Source organism: Amycolatopsis xylanica, from assembly GCF_900107045.1.
In the GTDB taxonomy this organism is placed as follows: Bacteria; Actinomycetota; Actinomycetes; order Mycobacteriales; family Pseudonocardiaceae; genus Amycolatopsis; species Amycolatopsis xylanica.
This window is the reverse complement of record NZ_FNON01000001.1, coordinates 336094-360576: the sequence shown is the minus strand read 5'-3', so window position 1 is coordinate 360576 and position 24483 is coordinate 336094. Positions and strand designations below refer to the sequence as shown.

The 24483-nt window shown below is 69.2% G+C and carries 19 protein-coding genes and 1 tRNA gene; 10 read left to right on the top strand and 10 right to left on the bottom strand.

Annotated features, from left to right (window positions below; all coding sequences use genetic code 11):
- Positions 1 to 7 precede the first annotated feature (7 nt).
- Positions 8 to 2008, top strand: a complete 2001-nt coding sequence (locus BLV57_RS01480; protein WP_091285562.1) for a P-loop NTPase family protein — start codon at positions 8 to 10, stop codon at positions 2006 to 2008.
- On the opposite strand, the gene BLV57_RS01475 is transcribed toward BLV57_RS01480, so the two are convergent.
- Positions 1972 to 2931 (bottom strand): hypothetical protein, encoded by a 960-nt coding sequence (locus BLV57_RS01475; protein WP_245757092.1) that lies wholly within the window; start codon positions 2929 to 2931, stop codon positions 1972 to 1974. The two genes, BLV57_RS01480 and BLV57_RS01475, sit on opposite strands and share 37 nt — an antisense overlap.
- A 272-nt stretch (positions 2932 to 3203) precedes the next feature.
- Here BLV57_RS01475 and BLV57_RS43150 point away from each other — a divergent pair, with 272 nt between their 5' ends.
- The 3 genes from BLV57_RS43150 (at position 3204) to BLV57_RS01465 (ending at position 6836) form a co-directional block, all read left to right on the top strand.
- Positions 3204 to 3362, top strand: a complete 159-nt coding sequence (locus BLV57_RS43150; protein ID WP_176968463.1) for a hypothetical protein — start codon at positions 3204 to 3206, stop codon at positions 3360 to 3362.
- Positions 3363 to 3561: 199 nt separating this feature from the next.
- Positions 3562 to 5742, top strand: coding sequence for an ATP-binding protein (locus tag BLV57_RS01470; RefSeq protein WP_091287814.1), 2181 nt, complete (start codon positions 3562 to 3564; stop codon positions 5740 to 5742).
- A 104-nt stretch (positions 5743 to 5846) separates the two neighbouring features.
- Entirely contained in the window at positions 5847 to 6836 is a 990-nt protein-coding gene (locus BLV57_RS01465) for a hypothetical protein (RefSeq protein ID WP_091285561.1), read from the top strand.
- A 42-nt stretch (positions 6837 to 6878) separates the two neighbouring features.
- On the opposite strand, the gene BLV57_RS01460 is transcribed toward BLV57_RS01465, so the two are convergent.
- The 5 genes from BLV57_RS01460 to BLV57_RS01440 form a co-directional block, all read right to left on the bottom strand.
- Complete coding sequence (locus tag BLV57_RS01460; RefSeq protein ID WP_091285558.1) at positions 6879 to 7397, bottom strand: HIT family protein; 519 nt, start codon at positions 7395 to 7397, stop codon at positions 6879 to 6881.
- Positions 7394 to 9454 carry a threonine--tRNA ligase gene (gene thrS, locus BLV57_RS01455; RefSeq protein WP_091285557.1) on the bottom strand — a complete coding sequence of 687 codons (2061 nt, stop codon included), beginning with the start codon at positions 9452 to 9454 and terminating at the stop codon, positions 7394 to 7396. The genes BLV57_RS01460 and thrS overlap by 4 nt, the downstream gene beginning before the upstream one ends.
- A 126-nt stretch (positions 9455 to 9580) precedes the next feature.
- Positions 9581 to 10189 carry a malonic semialdehyde reductase gene (locus BLV57_RS01450; protein WP_091285554.1) on the bottom strand — a complete coding sequence of 203 codons (609 nt, stop codon included), beginning with the start codon at positions 10187 to 10189 and terminating at the stop codon, positions 9581 to 9583.
- A gap of 6 nt (positions 10190 to 10195) precedes the next feature.
- Positions 10196 to 11386, bottom strand: a complete 1191-nt coding sequence (locus BLV57_RS01445; RefSeq protein WP_091285552.1) for an MATE family efflux transporter — start codon at positions 11384 to 11386, stop codon at positions 10196 to 10198.
- Positions 11386 to 12882, bottom strand: a complete 1497-nt coding sequence (locus BLV57_RS01440) for an AAA family ATPase (RefSeq protein ID WP_091285549.1) — start codon at positions 12880 to 12882, stop codon at positions 11386 to 11388. The genes BLV57_RS01445 and BLV57_RS01440 overlap by 1 nt, the downstream gene beginning before the upstream one ends.
- A 79-nt stretch (positions 12883 to 12961) precedes the next feature.
- On the opposite strand from BLV57_RS01440, the gene BLV57_RS01435 reads away from it, so the two are divergent.
- Genes BLV57_RS01435 through BLV57_RS01425 form a run of 3 tightly spaced genes read left to right on the top strand, consistent with a single transcriptional unit; the run spans position 12962 to position 15862 of the window.
- Positions 12962 to 13690: a CDP-alcohol phosphatidyltransferase family protein gene (locus BLV57_RS01435; RefSeq protein WP_245757199.1), complete on the top strand. Its 729-nt coding sequence runs from the start codon at positions 12962 to 12964 to the stop codon at positions 13688 to 13690.
- A complete protein-coding gene (locus BLV57_RS01430) occupies positions 13687 to 14115 on the top strand; it encodes an FAD synthase family protein (protein ID WP_091285545.1) in 429 nt (142 codons plus the stop codon). Before BLV57_RS01435 ends, BLV57_RS01430 begins: the two co-directional genes overlap by 4 nt.
- A 4-nt stretch (positions 14116 to 14119) precedes the next feature.
- Entirely contained in the window at positions 14120 to 15862 is a 1743-nt protein-coding gene (locus BLV57_RS01425; RefSeq protein WP_245757091.1) for a right-handed parallel beta-helix repeat-containing protein, read from the top strand.
- Between the two features lie 10 nt (positions 15863 to 15872).
- On the opposite strand, the gene BLV57_RS01420 is transcribed toward BLV57_RS01425, so the two are convergent.
- The gene (locus BLV57_RS01420) at positions 15873 to 17513 is read right to left on the bottom strand and encodes a hypothetical protein (protein WP_245757090.1); all 1641 of its coding nucleotides are present in this window, start codon (positions 17511 to 17513) and stop codon (positions 15873 to 15875) included.
- Positions 17514 to 17550: 37 nt separating this feature from the next.
- On the bottom strand, positions 17551 to 18639 hold the full coding sequence (locus tag BLV57_RS01415; protein WP_245757089.1) for a DUF1972 domain-containing protein: 1089 nt from the start codon (positions 18637 to 18639) through the stop codon (positions 17551 to 17553).
- Between the two features lie 200 nt (positions 18640 to 18839).
- Here BLV57_RS01415 and BLV57_RS01410 point away from each other — a divergent pair, with 200 nt between their 5' ends.
- Positions 18840 to 20078 carry an O-antigen ligase family protein gene (locus BLV57_RS01410; protein ID WP_091285540.1) on the top strand — a complete coding sequence of 413 codons (1239 nt, stop codon included), beginning with the start codon at positions 18840 to 18842 and terminating at the stop codon, positions 20076 to 20078.
- Positions 20075 to 21220 (top strand): glycosyltransferase, encoded by a 1146-nt coding sequence (locus tag BLV57_RS01405; RefSeq protein WP_245757088.1) that lies wholly within the window; start codon positions 20075 to 20077, stop codon positions 21218 to 21220. The genes BLV57_RS01410 and BLV57_RS01405 overlap by 4 nt, the downstream gene beginning before the upstream one ends.
- Here BLV57_RS01405 and BLV57_RS01400 read toward each other — a convergent pair.
- Both BLV57_RS01400 and BLV57_RS01395 read right to left on the bottom strand, forming a co-directional pair.
- Positions 21168 to 22691 (bottom strand): sugar transferase, encoded by a 1524-nt coding sequence (locus BLV57_RS01400; protein ID WP_091285537.1) that lies wholly within the window; start codon positions 22689 to 22691, stop codon positions 21168 to 21170. The two genes, BLV57_RS01405 and BLV57_RS01400, sit on opposite strands and share 53 nt — an antisense overlap.
- An 810-nt stretch (positions 22692 to 23501) precedes the next feature.
- Positions 23502 to 23576: transfer RNA gene (locus tag BLV57_RS01395), tRNA-Val, on the bottom strand.
- A 388-nt stretch (positions 23577 to 23964) separates the two neighbouring features.
- Here BLV57_RS01395 and BLV57_RS01390 point away from each other — a divergent pair.
- The gene (locus BLV57_RS01390) at positions 23965 to 24390 is read left to right on the top strand and encodes an SsgA family sporulation/cell division regulator (protein ID WP_020672550.1); all 426 of its coding nucleotides are present in this window, start codon (positions 23965 to 23967) and stop codon (positions 24388 to 24390) included.
- The last annotated feature ends 93 nt before the right edge of the window (positions 24391 to 24483 follow it).

The following is a 24483-nucleotide window of genomic DNA, read 5'->3' as shown; positions in this document are numbered from 1 at the left end:
GCACCCGATGACCGGATCAGCGCGTTTCGTCGGCCGTCGCCGCGAACTCTTGGCGATACACAAGACAGTGAGCACTCCGCACTCGGCGCTGGTGGTGCAAGGACCGCCGGGAATCGGCAAAACGACACTGGCCGAGCACTACGCTTTTGATTTCCCGCACTCGTTCACCGGTGTCGTCCGGCTCGGGCCGTTCGGTCACCATCCGCCGGAGGAATTCCTTTCCCAGTTCCATCTTTCGCTCGCGCGGGCGATGACCGACCGGCTGGGGTTCGACGTCTCCGGCATCACGCTCGGCAGGCTACTCGGGCTGTGCGCCGAGAACGTGCTGGTGCTCATCGACGACATCCCCGCCGACCTCCCACCCTCGACGCTGCACCGGTTTCGCCCGCCGTCGGCGCTCATCACGACCAGGGCCGACCAAGCGGATTGGGGCGTTCCCACGCTCGATCTGGCGGGCTTGACCGAGGACGAAGGAGTCCTTGTCTTCGACTCGGCCGACGCCGGGCGTCCGGCGGTGCGGCGCCTGGTCCGGCGCTGCGGCGGGCATCCGTTCGCACTGCGCGCGATCGGCCTGAACGTGCGGCGCCGGAACACGGCGGCCGACGACTCCGTGCTCGCCGGCCAGCCGGATACCGCCACGGAAGCCATTCGTGCGCTGCTCGAGGACGTCAGCCCGCTCGCCCGGCAGGTGCTCCGGCTCAACCTCGCGCTAGCGCCAGTGCCGTTCCCGCTGGAACTCGCCGCCGCGGCACTCAAATCACCCGTTACGGCCCACGCCGCCGACGAACTCGCCTCGCTCGACCTGGTGTCGCATGTGGACGGTGGACTCCGCGTGCCCGCGCTGGTTCGCGCGGTGGCGGGCGCTCTCTACGATCCCGCCGAACTCCGCGAGCGCGCGGCCGAGGCACTGCTCGGCATGCCGCTGGACCATGACTTCCTGCTCCAGCACGCTCGCGCCGTCGCCGAGCACACGCCGCTCCACCGGGCCCGGCTCCTGCGCCCGGTCGCCGCGGCCTACGAGCGGCTGGGTGACTGGCACGCGGCGGGTGAGACTCACGCGCTGATCCTGTCGACCGGCGACGCGGTCGCGGCGGATCTCACCGCGGCCGCCCGCGCCGAGATCGGCTGCGGGCTCTACGCGGAGGCGGCCGGGCACGCCCAGGCGGCGCTGGCGCTGGCGGACGAGCCGGACCGGATTCCGGCCGCCCTGACTGCGGCGCAGGCGCTCGACTGCCAGGGGGATTACGCCGCGGCCGACCGGATCTTCTGGCGCGAGCACGGCGACCGGCTCCCCCCTGGCGAGCCCGACCGGCTGCGCTTCCTGGTCGCCCTCGCCCGTGCCCGGCGGCTGCGCGGCCGTCCGGCCGAGGCCGCTGCCCTGCTCGAAGGAGCGCTGCCGGAACCAGCGTCCGGCGACGACGTGACCCAGTCCGCCAGGCTCGAGTACGCGATCAGCCTCCTCGACGCGGGCCGGCTCGACCGAGCGCGGAAGGCCGCCGCCGAGGTGGTCGCGGCCTATCGGGCTCGAGGCCGCGACCGGCATTCCCAGTGCGTCGAGGCCGAACTGGTCGGCGCGGAAGCGACGGTGAGCCTCGCGCGTGAGCAGCCACGGGCACTCGAAGACGCCTTCGCCAAGCTCCACGGCCCCGACGCGCCGCTGACACTCACCGCCAGAGTCATGGCGGACCGTGCGCTGCTGCCGCTCGGGAACCCCGGGCACGCACTGCGCACGCTGGCCGTGACCGAGCAGGCGGTGCTGCGCGTGCTCGGTCACGGGCATCGGCTGCATCACCGGGTGGTGCACGCGATGGCGGCCGCACACGGGCGGCTGCACGAATTCGGTCAGCAGGCGGATCTGCTCGAGACCATCCTCGAGCCGCGGATCAGCATGCTGGGGCTCGGCCATCCCGAGACGGTGGCGACCCGGCACGAGCTGGACATCGCGCTCGCACTGTGCGGACGGCCGGGCCGTCAGCTCACGTCGGCGGGTTCCCAGCGCACCCCGTAGGCGAAGCCGGGCGCGAGGTTGCGGAACTGGACGTGCACCTCACCCGACTCGTTCGCGGTCAGCCGCTCGCCGCGCGCCGCCGGGTCACGGGCGTCGTCCTGGAACACATTCTCCAATTTGACGATCGCGCCGGGCACCGACCGGGGGAACTTGACGTGCAAGTCGAATAAATCGACCGGGTGCCGGGGCACGCAGACATAGTGCGGATGCCGCAGCTTCGCCCGGAAGCGCAGGGCGATGTCGTGCCGCGCTCTCCGGGCCAGCGGTTTGGGCAGGCGCAGCATCAGGCCGAACCGCTCGCTCGATTCCATCACCGGCTCCGCGAGCCTGCCACCATAGAAAACATCTACTTCGAGATCATTTCCCACCATCGTCTCACGACGTTTCCCCGCATTGGTGAGCGTCACCGCAAGATCCAATTCTTCGATGTCGTCGGCGTCGGCGACGACCCGGCGCACCTCGAACACCTCGGGCACCTGCTGATCGAGTGCCAGCGCCACGCGGAGCTCCTCGGTGTGCCAGCTGCGGCTCGGATAGGCGGGTTCGGACTGCCCGTTCTGGGCCGAGACGGCGAGTTCCGCGATGCGCTGGATGCCTTCGTCGATCCGGCGGCGAGCCGTCCGCTCGTCGCGGTCCAGCGCCTTGGCGACCCAGCCGACCCTGGCCTGCAGAAAAGGATGCCTGGCCTGCTCGTGCAGGCCGAACGCGGCGAGCGCGGCGGTGCGCAGGTCATCGGGAAGAGACCCGGCCAGTCCGACCAGCGACTCGGTGAGCTTGCGCCGGATCTCGGCGGTGTCGTCGGAGCCGGTGATGCCGAACGCGGCGCGCATCGCCTCACCGACGCGTGGCCCCAGCTGGACGACCGAAATCCCCCTGCCCTTGCGCAGCAGTTTCAATTCGCCGACCAGGTCTGTCGCGCTCACGTTCACCAGTCCTCCCAAGCGGGTTAAACGCACGATCGCCAATACTCGTCACTCCGGTCGCCGGTTGTCCACTCGATCACGGCCACCGGCCGCGATCGTTATTTTGCGGCTTTCTTTCCTGCCGCTGTTGGAAACGGGAAACTCCTTGTCGCGGCGCTTCCGCCGAACACATTCTTGGTGAGCCGCACCGAATCCGCGGCGAAACCCCGGAAACCACGCCAGTTCCCGTGTTCTCGAGTGCTGCCTGGAAGCTGCCCATCGGAGGCGACGGAATGAAGATCCTGTGTTCGTTTTCCCTGCTGCTGAGGTTCGCTTTCTGGCTGTCGCTGTGCGCACTGACGACCGGTGTCGTGCTCGGCACGACGCACGGCACCGCACCCGCGAAACCGGCCGATGCCGTGGTTCCCGCTCACCGAAAGGAGGTGCGCTGATCATGCAGACCCACGAAGTCATCGGCCTGATCCTGACCCTGCTGACCGTCGCGTTCGGCTGAGGCCGGCGATGACACACGAAAACGCGTTGCGCGCGCAGCCACCGGCCGGGTCGTCGGACCCGGCCGGTCCGCGGGCGCACCGGAGACGCCGCCGGGCCATCGCGGCCATACTGGTCCTCCGACGAGGGTGGGTGCTGATGAGCGAACGAGCGACCTTCGGCGCCGAACTGCGGCGCCTGCGCCGCGCGGCGGGCATCTCGCTGACCGAGTTCGCCGCGCGCACCCATTACAGCAAGGGCTACCTGAGCAAGGTCGAGACCGGGCTCGCGGTGCCGAACGCGGCGTTCGCCGAAGCCTGCGAACGAGAACTCCAGCTCAGCGGGGCGCTGACCGCGCTATTACCCCGTGAACCGGCCAAACGGCGTACCCGTCCCGACGCCCGGCCGTCGGGGCTGCCGCCCGCCACCACCGTCTTCACCGGCCGCGCCGCCGAATTCCAGGCGGTCCGCTCCGCGCTGGAGGCCGACGGCGGCGTCTGCGTCATCTCCGGCATGGGCGGGATCGGCAAGACCGAGCTGGCGAAGCGGATCGCGCACCGTCTCGAAGCCGGGTTCGCCGACGGCTGCGTGTTCCTCGACCTGCGTGGCCACAGCCCCGGCGAGACGGCGGACGAGCCGTCGGCCGTGCACGACCGGCTGCTGCGCAGGCTCGGCGTCCCGGCGACGCGGATCCCGTCCGATCCCCACGACCGCGCGATGGTCTACCAATCCCGGCTCCGCGGCCGCAGCCTCCTGCTGGTGCTGGACAACGCGGCCAGTGCGGCACAGGTGCGGCCCCTGCTCCCGGCCGAGCCGAAATGCCGGGTGCTGATCACCAGCCGGTCGAGGCTGAGTTCGTTGGACGACACCCGGCACGTCGCGCTCGACGTGCTGGACACCCCCTCGGCGGTCGACCTGTTCGTCTCGCTCACCGGCACAGCGCCCGGCGAGGTGGTCACCCGCGTGGTCGAGCGGTGCGCCGGGCTGCCACTCGCCATCCGGATCGCCGCGGCGCGGCTGAGCGCCCATCCGACCTGGACGGTCGACGAACTGGACCGGCGGCTCGCCGCCGAAGCCGAACGTCTCGGCGAACTCGACGACGGGGAGCGGTCGCTGCTCGCCGCGTTCCGGTTGTCGTTGCGGCAGCTCTCCCCGGCGGAGGCGCGACTGTTCGGCCTGCTCGCCCTGCACCCCGGCGCTGACCTGGACCTGCACGCGGCGACCGCGCTCAGCGCGCTACCGGCGCGCGAGACCGACCGGCTGCTGAACCGGCTCCACGACGCCTACCTGCTCACTCAGCCCGCCCCTGACCGATACGGCTTCCACGACCTGCTGAAGTTGTTCGCCGCCGACGTCGTCACCGAGCGAGACGGCGCTTTCCGGCGGCTGATGGACTTCGCCGTGCAGGTGGCCGCGCACGGCGATCACCTGCTCACGTCGCGCCGGTTCGTGCGTAAGCGGATCTTCGGCGAGCACCCACCCGAGCCGATGCCACTCGACGACGAAACCGCCCTCTCCTGGTTTCGGGCCGAATGGCGTGGCCTGGTGTCGCTGTGCCGGGCGGCCGGTGAGCGCGGCGAACACGAACGCTGCTGGCAGCTCGCCTACTTCCTGCGCGGGTTCTTCTTCACGGCCAAGCTGTGGGACCCCTGGAAGGCGACGCACCGCTGGGCCCGCGCGTCCGCCCAAGCGCTCGGCGACCGCTGGGTCCTCGCGACGACGACCACGAACCTCGGTGTCGCCCTCGTCGACAGCGGCGACGTCGAAGCGGCCTTCGCGTGTTACGACGAAGCGCTCACGCTGTACCGCGAGCTGGGCGACGAGCACGGCGAAAGCATGGCGCTCGCCCATCGCGCGTGGGCCGATCACTACAGCGGCAAGCACACCGAGGCGCTGCGCGACTTCCAGCACGCGCAAGCCTTCTACGCCCGGACGGGTAACCGTCGCAACGCCGCGATCACCGACCGGGGCATCGCACTGGTGCTGATCCCGCTCGGCCGGGCCCCCGAAGCCGCCGCGCTGGCCGCGTCGACGCTCACCACGTTCAATGAACTCGGGCTGGACCTCGACGCCGCGATGGCCCTCAACTGCCTGGGCTGGGCATGGTTCCATGCCGGGCACCACGACCGCGCGACGACGGCCTATCACGACGCCGCCGATCGCGCGCGTGCCTGCGGAAGCAGCTACGAGACCGCGCGTGCCTACACGGGCATCGGCAACATCGCGGCGGCGCGGGGCGAGCACGCCCTGGCGGCCGACTTCTGGGAGCGGGCCGACGACGTCCACCCCGACCTCAACCCCCTGATGGTCGGCGAAACCCGCGTCCGCTGGGGGTCGTGAGTGTTCCGGCCGATTCTAACCGGCCGGAACACTCACGACCCCTGGAAAAGCGGTGGCCCCGGATCCGCGGATCGGTGATACTCCCGCGGGGGTTTGGGGGAAGCATGACGACATTCCTGTGCGTGGACTGCGACACGGTGGTGAGCTCACCGGTGGCCGAGGTCGCGTTGCCCGCTCACGCGCTCCGCTGCAAGCTGGGAAACGGGATACGGAACATGCCGTCACTGATGGCGGCGGGCACATATGCGGTCGACCCGGAACCGGCGGGGCCGCCGTGGCGGAAGTGGAGCGAGGTCGGCGCGGAACTGGCCGCCGCCCGCGGGGTGTTCGCACCGGTGCCTGTCGTGTCGTTCGGCCTCCCGGGCAAGATCGTCCTCGCGCCCGGTGATGCCGTGGGCACCGTCCTGATACCGGAGCGCCACAGCGGATACTGCTGCGGGCTCGATGGCGGCGACGGCCCGAACCTGGCGTGCGCGGGGTGCGGGCGGCCGGTCGGCACCCGCATCGACGACTGCTCACTCTGGCAAGCCGTCTGGCTGGAACCCGACGCCGTGCGCCGCGTGCCCGGCGACCTTCCCGCGCCGGTGCGGGAGTTCGCCGATCAGCACGGGGAACTGGCGGCGGCCAGCGGAGTAGTGCTGGCGCACCTGCTCGTGGCTTCGGAGGGCGGCCCCGTGAAAGTCCAAGATGGCGCGATCGCGGACATCTTCCGCCGAGCGCTCGACGGACTGCTCCCGGTCGGCGGACCGGCGAAGACCGTGGCACTGGCCGGACCCGGCCTGCCCGATCCGGAGGCCGACATCTGGTTGGCACCACGGGACTTCCCGAGCACCGCGCGGACGATCGCACTACCCGACGAGGTCTGGCGGCATCTCGCTTTCCCGAAGACCTGGCCGCCGATCCCGGCGACCGGAGGGTTCCCCGACGGTGTGCTCCGTGACGACCCGCCACCGGCGCCGAGGTGGCCGGACGTGCGCGTGGACCGCGAGGTCTTCCTCCACACGCTGGCACGCCTCCCGGCGGTCCGGCAGCCCTGGCTCCGCGACATCTACGACCGGGTGAGCGCCGATTGGCACACGCTCAGGTACTCGTGAGTGTTTTGGCCGGTTAGAACCGGCCGGAACACTCACGACCATCTACCAGGCGTTGGCGAGGAGTTTGCGGGTTTCGGTGAGGAGCTGCGGCAGGACCTTCGTGTGGCCGATGATCGGCATGAAGTTGGCGTCGCCGCCCCAGCGCGGCACCACGTGCTGGTGCAGGTGGGCCGCGATGCCCGCGCCCGCGATGACGCCCTGGTTCATGCCGATGTTGAAGCCGTGCGCCGACGAGACCTCGCGGACCACGGCCATCGCGCGCTGGGTGAACCGCGCCAGCTCGACCGTCTCCTCCGGCGTGAGGTCCGTGTAGTCCGCGACATGGCGGTACGGGACCACCATCAGGTGACCAGGGTTGTACGGGTACAGGTTCAGCAACGCGTAGACCGACTCGCCACGGGCGAGGACGAGCGTGTCCTCGTCGGACTGGCTGGGCGCGTTGCAGAACGGGCAGCCCTCGTCGGGCTTCGACGCCTGGACGTAGGCAAGGCGATGCGGGGTCCACAGACGCTGCAACGCGTCCGGGACCCCGGCACCGTCCTGCGGAACGGGCTCGGTCACTTAATGACCGCTTCCAGCGCCTCCACGTTCGGCGAAGTGTTCTCCCGGCGCGCGACCCAGCCGGCGATCGCCTCGACGGCGGTGTCGACCGGCACGCCGTTGATCTGGCCGCCGTCGCGGAAGCGGAACGAGACCGCGCCCGCCTCGACGTCCTTCGCGCCCGCCAGGAGCATGAAGGGGACCTTCTGCGTGGTGTGGGTGCGGATCTTCTTCTGCATGCGGTCGTCCGAGGCGTCCACGTTCACGCGGATGCCCTTGGCGCGCAACGCCTTCTCGACGCCGCGGAGGTGGTCGACCTGGTCCTCGGTGATCGGGATGCCGACGACCTGGACCGGCGAGAGCCACGCCGGGAACGCGCCCGCGTAGTGCTCGGTGAGCACGCCGAAGAAGCGCTCGATCGAGCCGAACAGCGCGCGGTGGATCATCACCGGGCGCTGGCGGCTGCCGTCGCCCGCGGTGTACTCGAGCTCGAAGCGCTCCGGCAGGTTGAAGTCGAGCTGGATGGTCGACATCTGCCAGGTGCGGCCGAGCGCGTCCTTGGCCTGCACGGAGATCTTCGGCCCGTAGAACGCGGCGCCACCCGGGTCCGGCACGAGCTCCAGGCCGGAGTCGAGCGCGGCCTGGCGCAGCACCTCGGTCGCGTTCTCCCACACCTCGTCGGAGCCGACGTACTTCTCGTCGTTCCGAGTGGACAGTTCGAGGTAGAAGTCGTCGAGACCGTAGTCGCGCAACAGGTTCAGCACGAAGTCCAAAAGGGACTTGAGCTCACCGGGCACCTGCTCCGGGGTGCAGAAGATGTGCGCGTCGTCCTGCGTCATGCCGCGCACGCGGGTGAGGCCGTGCACGACGCCGGACTTCTCGTAGCGGTAGACGCTGCCGAACTCGAACATCCGCAGCGGCAGCTCACGGTAGGAACGCCCGCGCGAGCGGAAGATCAGGTCGTGGAACGGGCAGTTCATCGGCTTGAGGTAGTAGTCCTGGCCGGGCTTGCGGACCGTGCCGTCGTCGTTGTACTCGGCGTCGAGGTGCATCGCCGGGTACATGCCGTCGCGGTACCAGTCGAGGTGACCGGAGACCTCGAACAGGTTGCCCTTGGTGATGTGCGGCGAGTTGACGAAGTCGTACCCGGCCTCGACGTGCCGCTGGCGCGAGTAGTTCTCCATCTCCTGGCGGATGATCCCGCCCTTGGGGTGGAACACGGCCAGCCCCGAGCCGATCTCGTCGGGGAAGGAGAACAGGTCCAGCTCGACACCGAGCTTGCGGTGGTCGCGGCGCTCGGCCTCGGCCAGGCGCTCCAGGTAGACGTCCTGGGCCTCGGTGGACTCCCACGCGGTGCCGTAGATGCGCTGCAGCTGCGGGTTCTTGTCGTTGCCGCGCCAGTACGCGGCGGCGACGCGGGTCAGCTTGAACGCCGGGATGAACTTGGTGGTCGGCACGTGCGGGCCGCGGCAGAGGTCACTCCACACGCGCTCCTTGGTGCGCGGGTCGAGGTTGTCGTAGATCGACAGCTCGCCGCCGCCGACCTCCATGATCTCCGAAGTGTCCACATCGGACTTGATGTCGACCAGCTCGAGCTTGAACGGCTCGTCGGCCAGTTCCTTCTTGGCCTCGTCGACCGAGTCGAAGACGCGGCGGGAGAACTGCTGCGCGCCCTTGACGATCTGCTTCATGCGCTTTTCCAGCGCCTGCAGGTCTTCGGGGGTGAACGGGGTGTCGACCGCGAAGTCGTAGTAGAAGCCGTCCTTGATGGGCGGCCCGATGCCCAGCTTCGCCTGCGGGAACTGCTGCTGCACGGCTTGGGCGAGCACGTGCGCGGCCGAGTGGCGGATGACGCTGCGGCCGTCCTCGGTGTTCGCGGCGACGGGCTCGACCTCGGCGTCGGCCTCCGGGGCCCAGGCCAGGTCGCGGAGGTTGCCCTCGGCGTCACGCACGACGACGATCGTGTCCGGCCCCTTGGTCGGCAATCCGGCTTCCCGGATCGCGGTGCCCGCCGTAGTGCCCGCCGGTACCACCACGCGCGAGGCGGTTACGGCTGCTACTGACGACGGCTGGGACACGGCGGACTCCTCATGGTGGTCAAAACGTTGACCACCAGATGCTAGTCGTCGCGGCCCAGCCGTTTCACTCGGATTAGGTCGTGCGCGTTGCGGGCGGTTAGAACCGCCCGCAACGCGCACGAGTCCTCAAAGGGTCTCGACCACGCGGTCGTACTCCAGACGCGGCAGCCGGTCGAACCACGGGTTGTCGCCGGGCTTGCCGACGTTGATCACGACCAGGGACTTCCACGGCTTGTCCGCGAAGAACTCCTTGTCGATGCCCGCCGCGTCGAACCCGGTCATCGGGCCCGCGGCCAGTCCGGCGGCGCGGACGCCGATGATGAAGTAGCCGACCTGGAGCAGCGAGTTCAGCTTGGCGACCTCTTCGCGGGCGGCGTCGTCCGGGGTGAACATGTCCTTCGCGCCGGGGAAGTGCGGGAACAGCTCGGGGAGGTTCTCGTGGAACTCGGTGTCGGCGGCCAGCACGACCACGACCGGCGCCTTCTCGGTCTTCGCGCGGTTGCCCTCGGCCATGTGCGGCAGCAGGCGGGCGCGTGCCTCGGGGGTGCGGACGACCAGCGCGCGCAGCGGCTGGGTGTTCATCGAGGTCGGGGCCCACTTCACCAGGTCGTAGATGGCCTGGATCTGCTCGTCGGTCACCGGCTCGTCGCTGAAGCTGTTCGCGGTACGGGCCTCACGGAACAGCAGGTCCTGCACGTCGCTGGGCACGTTCAGGATGTCTGTGGAAGCAGTCATGTCACTTCACAACATAGTTGAGCGTTTGACTATTTCCGGTGTGTGCGGGGTCACAGCAAGTGAGTACAGCCGCAGGCACGAATAGAGCTGCCCGAGTGCCATCAACCAGGGCACGAGCGCCAGCGGGAAGTCCAAGATCAACGCCAGCGCCGCCAGCGCGAGCCCCGCGACCGAGTCGACGACCCGCACCAGGAACACCGCGCGCGACCGCTTCTGGGCGACCACCGCGGTGACGAACGGCAGCCCGGCCGCCCACGTCGCCAGGTAGACGACCCAGCCGAGCACCAGCCAGCCGTCGACGGGCGCGCCCGTCATCAGGCGCCCGAGCGGCTCGGCGGCCAGCGTCAGCACGACTCCCCCGCCCAGCGTCACGGCGGTGAGCTTCAACGAAACCCGCCACGTCCCCTGGACCTTCCCAGCCGCGTACCCGGCCAGCAGGAAGCTCCCGGCGCCGTTGATGATCACCTGCAGCGGCGCCACGACCAGCCGCGCGGCCTCGAGCAGCCCGACGGCCGCGAGCGAGATCAGCTGCGCCACCAGGACCCTGGCCAGCAGCAACGCCGTCGGCCGCAGCGCCGCCTGCGCCGCGCGCCAGCCCGCGAACGACGCCACCTCGCCCATCCCGGCCCAGCCCGGCCGCAGCGCGCGCAGTTCCGATCGCGGCAGCTGCGCGAGCCCGGCCACCACGGCCGTGCAGGCGCCGACGCCCATGGCCGCGAACAGCATCGGCATGGTGACCTCGCGGGCACGCAGGTACCAGGCGCCCAGCGCCACGAGCGTGCCCAGCAGATAGGAGACGTCGTTCCAGACGAGCTTCCAGAACTCCATCCGCGCCATCAGCAGCCGCCGGAGCGTCTCCTCGGCCAGCCACAGCACCAGCATCCCGGCGAAGAGCAGCCCGGTCCCGAGGTCACGCAGCACGAGCGCGAACACGACCCCGGCCGTCCCGCACAGCCCGAACGACAGGAGAGCACTGCTCACCACAGCGGCCCGGATGCGGAGGTCGAACCGGTCCAGCACCGCGAGGCTGTCCCCGACGTACCCCGCGTGCAACGCCGTCGCGCTCACCAGCAACGCCAGGAACACCGCGAACACGCCGTACTCGGCGAGCCCGAGCTGACGAGCCGCGACCACCTGCAGCAACAGGCTCGTCCCGGCCGTGACGCCTTGGGAAACGACAGGCGCTAAAGCACGCACTAGTGGCGGACGATCCGCTTCGGCGCGTCCCGCCGCGGCTTCGCGAAGGTGAACAGGTACCCGGTGATCGTCCCGCCGAGCAGCCCGATCTGCTCACGCAGCCGGTGCACCGCCCGCGTCTCGCGGTCACGCCGGACCACCACCACGACCCCGTCCGACTCGCGGATCAGCGGCGTGACCTCCGGCGCGATCGCGGGCGACGCGCAGTCGATGAGCACCAGGTCGTAGGCCGAGCGCATGGCCGCGACCGCCTTCTGCAGCAGGCTCGACCGGAAGTGGTCCAGAGTGGACTCCTGGTACTGACCGGCCGGGATCGCCCACAGGAAGACCCGGTCACCGAGGTCGACCACCCTGGTGCAGTCGTCGGTCCGCATCGCGCCGACCGCGATCGAGGTCAGCCCGTGCGGGTCGTAGCGCAGCGCCAATGCGTCGGACAGCCCGTGTGTGCGCACCGCCGCGTCGACCACCAGCACCCGCGCGCCGCTCAGCGCCGCGGCGGTCGCCATCTGCAGGGTGGACGTGGTGCCGCCGTCGCCGGGCGCGCTCGACGTGACGACCACGACCCCGCGGTCGACCGCGGTGCGCAGGCCGGACGCGGCGAACTGGTACGGCCACAGCGGCGGGCTGCCCACCTCCTTGAGCGCGGCGACCTCGGCGTCGGACAGCGTCTCGATCTCGGCCAGCACCGGCTCGCCGGTCGCCGCGGCCAGCTCGTCGGCCGCCGAGACCCGGCGGTCGCGGTCGGCGCGGGCCCACGCGACGGCCGCCGCGATCAGCACCCCCAGCGCGACGCCGATGCCGAGGTCACGCACCAGCGAGCCGAGCAGACCGGACGCGCCGGCCGATGCCTTGTCCACAAAGGACACGCCGTCGCCGAACTGCTCGGCGGCCACGCGCACCTGGGTGGCCTGCTTGTCCAGGTCGCTGATCGTCTGCCCGGCCGCCGCGTTGGCCGGGTCGCCGGGTTTGGCGCCCGCGTCGGGGCCGACCGCTTCGACGACGTCCTTGCGCCGCGCGGCGAGCGTGTCGAGGATCTTCTGCGCCGACGCCTGCACGTCCGCCTTGGACTCCGACTGATACGCCTTGGTCAGCGCGTCCGCGATCCGCACCGAGTTCCCGGAGTCGCCCGCGGCGACCGTGATGTCGATCGAGTCACCGTTCGAGGACGCCTTCGCGGTGATCTGCTTGCGCAGGCTCTCGACCGGGACCGAGTTCGCCACGTTCGAGCTGGTGACCGTGAGCACGCGGTCGGACACCACGAACAGCGCGCGCTGGTTCACATATCGGACGAAGGCCGACTCACTGCTCGCGTCGACGCCGACGACGCCCGCCTTGTCCGGCGCCTTGAGCACGATGCGGGTCTGCGCGCTGCCGCTCTCGCGGACGAACAGGGCGACCAGGACGCTCAGCAGCGCCACGACGCCGACTATCCCCAGTGAACTCCAGCGGTACCGGTGTAGTGAGTCCAGAATCTTCGGCGACGGCTGGTCGTCCATGCGGGCGTGGTCCGATCTGCGAACGGGGTGAGCGAATCGAAATATAGCAGTCAGCAGGAAACTGCTAGCGTTGCCGATCGTGAATGCCCCCGCGAAGAACGGTTATCGCGCCGCTCTGGAACGGCTGCCCGCCGCGCAGAAGACCGCCAAAGGCGCTCCGGCGTACTCCCGTTTCGTCAACCGCCGCCTGGGTGGTCATCTCGCCGCCGCCGCGTATCAGCTCGGGATGTCGCCGAATCAGGTGACCGGGGTCAGCGCGGTGTTCACGTTTTCCGGGATCGCGCTGATCGCGCTGGCCGAGCCGTCGCCGCTGATCGGCCTCGCGGTCTGCCTCGCGCTGGTCATCGGGTACGCGTTCGACGCGGCGGACGGCCAGCTCGCGCGGCTGCGCGGCTGCGGGAGCGTGGCCGGTGAATGGCTCGACCACGTGATCGACGCGGGCAAGATCGCCGCACTGCATTTGTCCGTGCTGGTCTGCGCTTACCGTTTCTTCGCGTTACCGGCACCGGCTTTGCTGGTGCCACTCGGCTTTTCCGTTGTCGCGACCGTCATGTTTTTCGCAATCATCCTGAACGACCAGTTGCGGCGGCGCCACGGCGTCAAGCCGGACACCTCGGGTAAGCCGTCTACCCTCCGTTCACTGCTGGTGATCCCGACGGACTACGGGTTGCTGTGCCTCACATTCGCGACTTTGGGCTTCCCGCGCGTGTTCTCGGTAATCTACGCTGCCCTTTTCGGAGCGAACCTGATCTTCCTGCTCGCCGCGCTGAGGAAGTGGTTTCACGACATGGAGGCACTCGAGCAGTGAGCGAGCACAGACCCGTCGTCGGTTACGCGCCCGGCGTCTACGACCTGTTCCACGTCGGGCACCTGAACATCCTCGCGCGCGCGGCCGCGGCCTGCGACCGGCTGATCGTCGGTGTGGTCACCGACGACGTCGTGCTCAAGGTCAAGGGCCAGCCGCCGGTCGTCCCGTTCGAGGAGCGGCTCGAGATCGTGCGCGCCATCCGGCACGTCGACGAAGCCGTGCCCGACCCGTTCCGCGACAAGTTCGACTGCTGGGAAGCACTGCGGTTCGACGTGTTGTTCAAAGGGGACGACTGGCGCGGTACCGAGCGCGGCCGCAAGCTCGAAGCCGACCTCGCCGGCGTGGGCGCCAGGGTCGAATACTTCCCGTACACCATCCAGACCTCCAGCACCGCCTTGCGGAAGCTGATCTCCGTGCCATCCTGAGCAGATGATCAAGCCGCGCTGGCTCATCGCGGGCGCCGTCGTGCTCGCCGGGGTCGTCACCTCGGTCGTCGTGCTGATGCCCCGTGACCTCCCGGCGACCCGGCCCGGCGGTGGCGCGGCGACGCCCGCCGCGGTCGCGTTGCCCGCCACGGACTACCCGGTGCCCGACGGTGCGCTCGTGGTCTCCCCCACCGGCGACGACGCGGCGGCGGGCACGGTCGACAAGCCACTGCGCACGGTCGCGGCGGCCGTGAAACGCGCGCCGTCCGGCGGGACCGTCGTGCTGCGGGCGGGAACGTACCGCGAAACGGTCGGCCAGGTGTCCAAACGGCTCACGCTCCAGCCGTACCCCCGTGAACAGGCTTGGCTCAAAGGCAGCGTCGAAGTGACCGGCTGGGCGAAGACCGGCAAGGGGTGGCGCCATGGCGACTGGGCGCCGCAGCTGTGCCAGACCTGTTTCACCCCGGAGATCATCGATCCCGAGTATCCGCTCGCCGGTTCGCCGGACATGGTGTTCGTCGACGGCGCGCCACTCAAGCAGGTGTCCACAGAGGACGAGGTCGGCCCCGGCAGGTTCTTCGCCGACCGGAAGGGGCACGCGCTGGTCATCGGCGACGCCCCGGACGGGCGGCTCGTCGAGGGCACCGTGTTCGACCGGCTGCTGCAGTTCGACTCCGCGAACGCGGCGGGCAGTGTGTTCCGCGGGCTCGGCGTCGCGCAGTACGGGTCCAATCAGGACTACGGCAAGCGTGGCGCGATGGTCGTGGTGAACGCGCCGGACGTGACGATCGAGAACGCCACCTTCGCGTGGTCCGCGTCCAGCGGCGCGGCCGTTTTCCAGCCGGGTGGCACGGTTTCCCGAAGCTCCTTTGTGGACAACGGGCTCGTCGGGCTGGTCGCGAATCGTGCCGACAATCTCCGGCTGACGGAAAACGGTTTCGAGGCCAACAACCAGGAGCATTTCGCGCTGACCGGCGAGGCGATCGGCGCGGCGGGCGCCAAGATCACGCGCACGCAAAAGCCTTATGTGGCCGACAACAGGTTCGTCGACAACATCGGCAGCGGCTGGTGGTGCGATCTCGGCTGCACCGACGCGACCGTCATCCGCAATCTCGCGCGGGGCAACGCGGGCAATGGTTTGTACTACGAGGTTTCCTCACGCGCGCTGATCGCGTCCAACGTGCTCGTGGGCAATCGCACCCGCGGGCTCAAGATCTCGAGCTCCGATCACGTGCGTGTCTTCCACAACACCTTCACCGGCAACCAGGTCGCGCTCGGCGTCTACAACGACAAGCGCGACCCGGACCCGTTCAGCTCCGAACACGGGCTCAGCTGGCTGACCACCGGCACCGTGCTGGTCAACAATCTCTTCGCGCACGGTGAACCGGTCATCGAATCGGCGGACTACAAGGACGATCCGGCGAAGAACCCGCCGTTCGTCTCCGAGAGCGACGGCAACGCGTTCCTCCGATCAGGTGACGGAATCCTGGTCGGCTGGTACCTCGGCGGCGGCCGTACGGCGAACTACGGCACGGCGCGAGAACTGTTCAGCGCTACCGGGCGTGACGAACACAGTCTCGACCGGATCGTCACTTCGTCACCGTTCCACGACCCGGACCACGGGGATTACTCCCTTCGGCCCGATGCCCCCGGCGTTCGGGCGGGCCGCCCGCTACCCGGGGACATCGCGGCCGTGCTCGGGATCACCCCCCTGGCTACGCCGAATGCCGGAGTCCTGTCTCGGTGAACGGGACCAGTCAGATCGAGGCCTGTGGTGACCCAATGACAACGCCGTCCGCGTCGACCGCCCGAATGTAGTAACTCCCGCCCCCGGGAGCGTCACGGTCGAGGTAGCTCATCTCGGGCAGCTCCCACGGCCGCGACGGCTGCGTCTCCTCGTAGAGCGGCGCGGAGACGCCCACCCGGTACACCCGGTAAGTGATGTCCGAGTTCTGTGCGTCCCAAGTGCCGGTCCAGGTGACCAGGACACTGCCCTCGTCGTCCTTCTCCAGCGACGGCGCGCGGAACGGCGTCTGCGGTCCCTTGTTGACCGCGCCGGGCACGCCACGGGCGGCGAAGCGCACAAGTCCCTGCTGCGCCTTGCCATTGACGGTCGTGAACTCGCCGCCCGCGACGACGTACTTGTCGTTCGAGTCGAGCGCCCAGGTGCCGTTCTTCCAGTAGCTGTCGGCCGGCCCGGCGTTCGTGTTCGGGAACCACGGCAGCATCTCCGGGATCGGGTCGCCGGCATGCACGGTGTTCACGTCGGCCGCCGCTTCGCCGGTCGCCGCCGCGGTCTCGGCGACGAGCCGGTAGTAGTCGATCGGGCCGTTTTCGGGAGCGGCGTTGATAGCCGAACAGTCGTGCGTGTGCGAGGCGCTGTAGAGCACGCCCCGGCTGACCGTCACGGCCTGGGTGTCGCCGTAGCAGCCGTCGGACCAGTTCAGATCGCCGCTTTCGATGTCGACCGCGACGCGGCCTTCGTACCGCACGTCCGGACCGATGGAGTTGAAGCCGCCCGCGTAGGCGGTCGTGCCGTCGGTGACGATGTCGGTGATCACGTCGTTCACGCCGAGCTTGTCGCTCCACGGGGCGTCCGCGCCGGTGAACGCGTCGACCGCGTTCCAAGCGTGGTGCGTGACCCCGTTGACCTTGTCGAACTGCCCGCCGATCAGCACCCGCCCGAACTCCGGCGCCGGTGCCAGCGCATAGACCTCGGCGTCGGCCGTCGGCGCCCAGTCGCGCATGGTCCCGTCGAAGGCGAACGCCGCGAGCTTGTCCCGGTTGATCCCATTGACCTTCTTGAAGCCACCGCCCGCGTAGACCGTGTCCTGGGTGACCGCGATGCCGCGCACCCGGCCGGCGACGGCGGGCTTGAAGTCGAGCGCGAGCGTGCCGTCGTCGATGTCGAACGCGGCGAGGCGCGAGCGCCACTGGCCGTTGATCTTGTCGAAGTCGCCGCCGACGTAGATCCGCGTGTTGTCCGGCGACTTCTTGATGCGGAAGACGGTGTCGCAGACATAGGTGCTCGCGCCGACCGTCTTGCAGAACGGGCCGGGGTTGGTGCCCGAGGTGTACTGCGAGCCGCTGACGTCCGGCGCCCACGGCAGGAGTTTGCCGGTGCTCAGCGAAAACGCGAGCAGGTTGTGCCGGTCGACCTCGCCGGGCCCGCCCGGCGCGACGCCGGCGGGGCGGGCCTTCGAGAACCGGCCGCCCGCGAAAACCGTGTCGCCGACGATGGCGACGGTGAACACGATCCCGTCCACCTGCGGCGCGGCCATGGCGCCCGCGGTGACGGCCACCGGGAGGTCGGCGGCGGTGGCGGGCACTGCGGTGGCGAGCGCGGCGCCGGTCAGGAGCGTGACCAGCGCACAAGCCTGCTTCCGTATGCGGAACATGCGGATTTCCTTTTACTTCGGCGGGTTTTGGGGAGATCTAGCGGTTCAAGCGCAGCGCGAGCTGCTCGTACTTTTCGGCGACGCCGTCCCACTCGTACCGGCCGAGTGAGGCGACCTGGTCCCGGCCGCGGTCCGTCGTCGCGGCGGGGTCGGCCTCGGCGGCGTCGCAGAGCGCGGCGAGTTCGCTCGGCCGGGTGAAGTAGCGGCCGTGCTCGCCGAGTACTTCGCGGTTGAAGGAGACGTCGAAGGCCGAGGTCGCGGCGCCCGCGCCCATCGCGCGCAGCAGCGAGGGGTTGGTGCCCCCGACCGAGTGACCGTGGATGTAGGTGAGCGCGTTGCCGTAGAGCTGGTCGAGCAGGTCCTGATCCCAGACCGAGCCGAGCAGCCGGACGTTGCCGCGCGCGGCGAGCGCTTTGATCCTGGCCGTGTACCGGTCGGCGTAGGGCGCCGCGCCGACCACGACCAGCGGCCGCTCGGCCCCGCTTTCAAGATAGCCCTCGACGGCCAGGTCGACATGGTTCTCCGGCTCGAAGCGAGCGACCACCAGGTGATAGTCACGGCTCGCCAGGCCGAGCCCGGCCAGCCGTTCCGTGCCGGGATTGCCGAGAATCGGTGCGCCGTAAGGAATGTAGTCGGTGGGCACGTGAAAACGCCGGGAATAGTAATCCTGAATGCCGACCGCGTCGGCGATGAGCGCGTCCGACCAGCGCACGGCGAGCGCTTCGGCGCCGCGGTAGTAACGGCGGCCCAAAGCCCCCCACTTGGCACGTTTCCACTCGAGACCGTCCACGTGGGTGACGACCGGAATGCGCCGCGCCCGCAGTATCGGCAGCAGCGGCGCGTTCGCGGCATTGAAGACGAACGCGACGTCGGGCCGGTGTTTCACCGCGTGCAGCACGGAAAGCGCGGTATGGCTGAGCGTTTCGAGGCTTTTGCGGCGCAGCGCGGGCAAAGTCACCAGCCGCATGCCCTGGTACTCGCCGAACCCGTCGCCAGCGTCGGGATCCTCGGTGCGGCGGCAATAGACGGTGACCTCGTGACCCAGCTTGACCAGGCGATACCCGACTTCCTCGATGCAGGTCTCAAAGCCGCCGTAACGCGCCGGAACACCGCGCGTGCCTATCATCGCAATGCGCATCCGTCACCGATCGGGTCAAGTTCACCGGAATCCGTCACCCGTTCAGCACAACGCCGACCTGGTGGTCTGGACTGGACCCGGTCGGCGTCACACGTATGAGTGCCAGCATAGTAATATCAGTGATCGCCTCCGGTGTTACACCGTTCGCGGGATTCGTCTGGTCCAATCGGTCAATTCGAGGGAACCCCATGAGCTTCACCGGTGCGCGGGCCCGCATTCCGGCGGCGGGCAGCCTGGGGAATCCCGGGGCGATCTGGCCGGTCGCGTGCGTACTCGCCTTGGTCGTGGCCAGTGACTACAAATTCCGGCTGCGCGCCAATGACCAGGCGGTCACCGGGAACGCCGACCTGTTCGTGCTCGCCGAAATCGGAACTTACGCACTGGTCGCGATCTTCCTTTTCGTCCGGTTCCGGCCGGACACCCGGGTCCGCCGTCCAGATGTGGTGACGTTCCTCTCTTATGCGTACGCGCTCATGCTCGCGGGCTCGGCGCTGTATTCGCCTTACCTGAAACTCGCGCTGGTGCGGGGCGCGCAGGTGCTGGTCGTGCTCGCGCTGTCCCGGGCGCTCGCGCGACACGCGAAACCCGCCGACATGCACCGCGTCGCGCACGGGTTCTTCGTGCTGATCGCCGGTTCGGTGCTGCTCGGCCTGCTGGTGCGCTTCCCGCAGGGAAAGCTGCAGGCAGGCCGGTTCACCTGGCTTTACGTGCACCCGGTCGAGGCGGGCGAGATGCTGGCGATCGCCGTGGTGCTGCTCGCCGGATACGTGCTCGCGCACGGCCTGGAGCGCGCCGGGCCGCGCTGGCCGCTCCCGGTCTACCTCGTGCTGCTGGCGATCTGCGCCGGCGGCCTGATCGCGACGAAGACCCGCGGCGCGGTGATCGGCGCGATCGTCGGCGTGCTCCTGGTGGTCTGGACCAGATGGCGCGGGCAGCGCAAGGTCGAGGCGGGCGTGGTGCTCGCGGTCGTGCTGATCACGATCGCGCTGAGCAGCTCGTCGGCCATCGAGTCGTTCTTCGCGCGCGGCGAGACGCTGGCGAAACTGTCCACCTTGAACTCGCGGACCGACCTCTGGGGCTACGCGTTCGAGCTGTTCCCCGAGCATCCGCTGTACGGCTTCGGGCTGACCGCCTCACGCGGGCTGTTCCTGGAGAGCATCGGGCTCGGCGGCGGGCACAACGCGCTGGTCAACCTGCTGATGGACACCGGGATCCTCGGCGCGGCCTGCTGGCTGGCACTGCTGGTGGCCATCCTGCTGGCGGCGCGGCGGCTGACCCTGCCGGTCGAGCGGATGATGATCCTTTCGGTACTGCCCGCGATGATCGCGAACTCGGTCTTCACCGAAGGGCTGGGCGCGCCCGCCAACGTCGGCTGCACCTGGCTGTTCGTGCTCGCCGCCTGGGTCGGCGTGGCGAGGCGCGCGTGAAGATCCTGATGGCGCACGCGTCGGCGGAGCTGTACGGATCGGACCGCGTCTTCGCCGAATCCGTGCAGGCGTTGCGCGACGCGGGACACGAGGTCGTCGTCACCCTGCCGCAGGACGGGCCGCTCGCCGCCGCGCTCGGCGAGGTCACCGTCTGCCCGGTTCCGGTGCTGCGCAAGGCGGCGCTGCGGCCATCCGGGCTCATCGGGCTACTCCGGGAGACGGCGTCGAGCCTGCGGCCGATGGTCCGTCTGATCCGGACACACCGCCCAGGCGTGCTGTACGTCAACACGGTCACCGTGCCGCTGTGGCTGCCGCTGGCGCGCCTGCTCGGCGTCCGGGTGCTCGCGCACGTCCACGAGGCCGAAGACGGTGTCGCGGCGCCGATCCGGGTCGCGCTGGCCGCTCCCCTGCTCGCCGCGCACACGGTCGTGGTGAACAGCCTCGCGACCGCGGGCGTGCTCCACCGCGCGCTGCCCCGGCTGGCCGCGCGGACCCGCTTGATCTACAACGGGGTTCCCGGGGCGCCGGTGACCCCGGTGGCCGGCCCCGGGTTCCGGATCGTGCTCGTCGGGCGGATCTCGCCCCGCAAGGGCACCGACGTCGCCGTGCGTGCGCTGGCGCTGCTCAGGCGTGCCGGGATCGACGCGACGCTGGAGCTGGCCGGGTCGATCTTCCCCGGCTACGAGTGGTTCTCCGACGAGATCGACGGCTTGATCCAAGCCGGGAACCTGACCGGTTCGGTGCGGCTGAGCGGTTTCCGTGACGACGTCTGGGACGCCTACGCCTACGCGGACGTCGCGATCGTGCCGTCGCGCGTCGAGCCGTTCGGCAACACCGCGGTCGAGGCTCAGCTCGCCGGCGTGCCGGTCATCGTCACGGACGCGCAAGGGCTGCCCGAAACCGTCGATCATGGACGGCGGGGCGCGGTCGTCCCGGCCGGTGACGCCGAGGCGCTGGCGGCCGAGCTGCGCAAGGTCTTCGAAAACCCAGGCGCCGCAACGGAAAAAGCCCGGTTGGCCACTGCCGAGGCCACCGGGCTCTTCGCACCCCAGCGCTACCGCGCCGAGATCGTTTCCGTGCTCACCGCGCTCAGTACGCTCCCTCGCCGCCGACCACGGCGCGCACGGTCTTCCAGAGGATGACCATGTCGAGCGCGAGTGACCAGTCTTCGACGTAGCGCAGGTCGAGCCGGATGCTCTGGTCCCATGTGAGGTCACTGCGGCCGCTGACCTGCCACAACCCGGTCAGGCCCGGCTTCACCAGCAGGCGGCGGCGAGCGTCGGAGCCGTACTTCTTGGTCTCTTCGGGCAGCGGCGGGCGCGGCCCGACGAGCGACATCCTTCCGTAAAGGACGTTGAACAGCTGGGGCAGCTCGTCGAGCGAGTAACGCCGCAGCATCGAGCCGACCTTGGTGATGCGGGGATCCTTGCGCATCTTGAACAGTGGCCCGGCGCCTTCGTTGTCCTTCTCGAGTGTTTTCCGGACCTTGTCGGCGTCGGTGATCATCGTGCGGAACTTGAACATCGTGAAGGAGGCGCCGTCGCGGCCGATCCGGCGCTGCTTGTAGATCACCGGGCCGCGGTCGTTCAGCTTGATCGCCAGCGCGATCATCAGCAGCAACGGGGAAAGCACGGTCAGCAGCAGCGCCGAGGCGCACCGGTCGACGAACTCCTTGACGAGCCGCCTGCCGCCGGTGAAGCGCGGGGCGGTGACCCGCAGCAGCGGCATGCCGAGCACGCTCGAGACGTTCAGGCGCGGGCCCGCGACCTCCATCAGCACCGGCGCGACCACCATCTCCGCCGAGGTGCCTTCGAGGTCCCAGGCGAGCTGCTGCAGCCGCTGCGGGGTCCAGTACTGGTCGGCGGTCACCGCGACCACCCGGTAGCCGCCGCGGCGCACGTGCTCGGCCAGCTCGTCGAGCCTGCCGACCACCGGCACACCGTCGACCTCGCCGGTGTCCCGCTCGGCGCCCGTCCCGCTGAACGTGCAGGCGGCCTCGACCCGCCACCCCACATGGGGTTCGGTGCGCGTGCGGCCGATCAGGTCGGCGACCGTGTCCGGGGCGCCGGCGGCCATCACCGGCAACAGGCAGCGACCCTGCCTGCGCTGGCGGTGCAGCACCTGACGGAGCAAATACCGTTGCGGGAAGGTGATGAGCGCGATCACCGGCACCACGATGAACACCCACGGCTGGACGTCCAGCGCGCCGAACAGCAAGCCGCCCAACGCGACCAGCACCGCGGCGGTCACCAATCCCCTGCCGAGGCGGCGGTACTCCTCCGCGCCCTCGCCGAGCACCCGCTGGCTCCACGCGCGGCTGGCAGGCAGCGCGCAGAGCACGGCGGCGATGGTGCCGATCGCGTGCATGTTGTGCAGTTCCAGCTTGTCGATGATGGCCGCGCTGATCGCGATCACCACCAGTGTCGCCAGCACATCGGCCCCGATGACCCAGGCGCGGTAGTGCGCTTCCCAGGCCGTCGAAGGTGTCTTCCGCGAACTGTCCTCGGCGACCACCGCGCGGGGAGTCCGCTTGGCAGGGCGGGGAATCTGGCGAAGGTCGATATGCGGAGTCGCCTCACCCACTGGTGAAGATGACCGCACCGACTCTTCCATCGGACCTCCTGCGTCGTTCACTACCGGATACACGCCGCAAACCTTGAGTTAACCCAAAACCAACTACAGAGAGTTATTGATCCCCGTATGTCGTCAGTCACCAATCGGGCGACACTCGCCAAGGTATCGGTGACTCTCACGACGGCGTTACAGGTGTCACAGAAGGATTTCGGCGTCCCAGGAAGCGAAATGATCGCCGGAAAGATAACGAGAAGATGACGGCGAGTGATCAGCCGCTCGAATTCCACAACTACACAATGTAGTCGGAAAATCAATGACTCCACCGGTCCCGCGGCTCACCCAGCGTCCACTACTCCAGTCAGGTGACAAACCCCTTCCATTCCACAATGGACACTGCGCTGAGTAGACTTTCCACAGTGGACAAAGCGGGCAGCGGCCACCGGAACGCGGCGGCCGGACTGTCCAACGAGCCACCGCGCGGGCGGTGACGTTCACCACCGAAAGTTCCCGGTACGAATTTTCCGTCGCAGCCGCGAGCGTCCACAGTGCCCCATTCGGGTGTCCCGCGTCACATCCCGGCAGCCCAGGCCGCACCTATTACAACAAAGATCTCGCGCTCCGCACGCGTCCTGTCGACCTTTGCGCCCGGCGCCCGGATGTCACCGGAAGCCGCAACCGGCGCAGGAGTGAAAGGTGAACGGCTCACCACGAGCGTGGAATGCGCGTCACAGCGGCACTTCATCACAGCCCCGTCACCGGATCTGCAAGTTGCAGAATCGGCGGCGCTGAAAAACCGGCACCCGGAAAGAGCAAAGCCCCCGGACTCGGTGAGTCCGGGGGCTTTGCTTGTGGTGGGCGATACTGGGATCGAACCAGTGACCCCTTCGGTGTGAACGAAGTGCTCTCCCGCTGAGCTAATCGCCCGCCTCGCGGTGTGAAACACACTCTAGCGGACGACTTTTGGACTCCGGCAAAGGGGTGGTTCAAAGCGTGCACGGACCGCGCTGCCCCGGCCACGGAGCGAACAACACAGTGCTAGCGAGGGCTGTGCGGTGCACCCATCCGGGCAGCGACGTTCGACATTCGTGCGACGGTGCTATCGCGGGCCGGATAAACCGAGCAAGATGTATCCAGGACGACCTCAGGGGTGCATGCGGAGGCCTGCGCGTCGAGGGTGATGATGGGGTGAGGACCGGCGCTGAGCCCCCGTACGGGTGATCTAGACCAAACCCGCGAGCGGAACAGCGTTTCGGTACGTCTCTCCATCAGCACTCGGTCGACCGGGCCGGGAAGGGAGAAGAAGGGTAGGACGATGCGCAACGATCACGTGACGCTCCGCTCGACGGCGGTCTTCGACCTGCTGGCCCCGCGGACGCCCGCGGTTCCGGTGAAGGTGGAGCTGCGATACGACACCCGCGACCCGTACGCCGTGGTCGCCGCCTTCCGCACCGGACGGGCAGGCTGGGTCGAATGGGTGTACGCCCGCGACCTCCTCGCCGACGGCCTCCTCGCCGACGCCGGCGACGGCGACGTCCGCATCCGCCCTTCGGTCGAAGACCCCGAGTCGGTCCTCATCGAGCTCAACTCCCCCTCCGGGCACGCGATGTTCGAAGCCTCCGCCCAGGAGCTCGCCGACTTCCTCGACCGCACCTACGACGTCGTGCTGCCGGGCAACGAGCACCTCTGGGTCGACGTCGACGACGCGCTGACCCACCTCATTCCCAACGATTTGAGCTGATGACGCGCCTGCGACACCGAAAGGCCACCCCCCTGTCACAGGCGTTTCCGGGGTGGGATATTGTTTTCACACACCACGGCGACGGGCTCCCGG